The 1323-nt window shown below is 48.5% G+C and carries 1 protein-coding gene; it reads right to left on the reverse strand.

Annotation, left to right across the window (positions count from 1 at the left end; all coding sequences use genetic code 11):
• Positions 1-1323 (reverse strand): DUF637 domain-containing protein (locus ACFIME_RS05905; protein ID WP_375684648.1); only part of this gene is annotated, 1323 nt, incomplete at both ends.

The raw sequence follows: 1323 nt of genomic DNA on the forward strand, positions 1-1323 counted from the left end.
TGCTTTCATTCTATCAATATTAGTGCCCCATACCGTTTCCCCTTTTTCAGTCCATTTAACCCTTTTGTTAGGATCAAACAGGTCGTCTCTCCGATAAACTGTGTAGGTCTGTCCAAATTTGCTATCGGTAAATTTAGTGGGTTTCTTTTTTAACCAAAGCTTTTTTTCTTTAGCAGCAAGTTTGGTCAGTTCTTTCCTCGCCGCAAGTTTGTCAGGATCTCCTTGAGCTGCAAGTTCTGCAAGATTTTTCTTGGAAGCGAATTGGGCAAAATCTTTCCTAGCAATGAATTTAATCCAAGCCTTTTCGCCAAGCTTTATGCCTCCCTTGGCTGCTCCAGCAACTCCTGTCATTAGGGATGCTGTTTCAGTCAATAATTTTCCAAATTCAAGTCCAGCTTTAAAGGATCCACCAGCACCGGCTCGCTCATATTCCTCCTCCATTTTATTAATGCGATCTACATAGGACTGTCCAAGGGTCCGACCAATTGTCGCCAAAATCTCACCACTGCTGAAAAAATCTTTGAGTGCTTTCAAAGTCTCTTTGGGATGTTTGGCTATTTGCAAAAAACCATCAACCGTATCGTATATTTCAGCCGGGACACCAGCTACCATACCTGCCGCAAAGCTTATATCTTGCCCTGTACTAATCGCAGACCACTTCGCAGACACTTCTGCTGCACATAAAAAGTCAGGACACTCCTTTAATTCTTTCTCCATCTGAGCTTGTTGCGCACTGCTGAGGTAGTTATTTGCAGCGGCATTACCTGCGGCATCAGCGCCGGCATCAACATTGCCACCAGCAAGCGCGGCGGCAACGCCCCCGGCAGCCCGTGCGACATCAATGGTGTGGTCTCTAAAGTCAGCAAACTGCGCATCAATCTTTGCGTTTATACGCGCTTCCTCTTCCGCAGTTGGGGTGCGACCGTTTAGGTCCCCCATTTCCTCTTTCACAATGCCTTGCACCCACAATTGAAACTGGAGCATGGCTGTGGCTTCGCCCACAGCACCCCCCACAGCACCGGCAGAGCAAGCACCGCTCGCAACAGCGCCTTTTAAGCAGCCAAGACCGGCGTGGGCAACGATTTGCGTGACCGTATCTATTTTGCCTTCTGCCTTGGCGGTACCGATTTCTTCCGCCAACGATTTGCCAACCGTATCAGACAGGGCGATGCGCAGATTGTTAAAAAAGTTCTTGTCAAGAGAGCCACCCTCAAGAGCCGTTTGCACGCCCGTGCCAATGGCGGCTTTGATCAGGTTCTTTTCCGCTTCACTGGCGATACGATCGACAAAAGGAGCGGTTTTTGGCAAAGATTGTCCAACACC

The organism is Bartonella sp. AP1QHHD (genome assembly GCF_042196265.1).
GTDB lineage: Bacteria > Pseudomonadota > Alphaproteobacteria > Rhizobiales > Rhizobiaceae > Bartonella.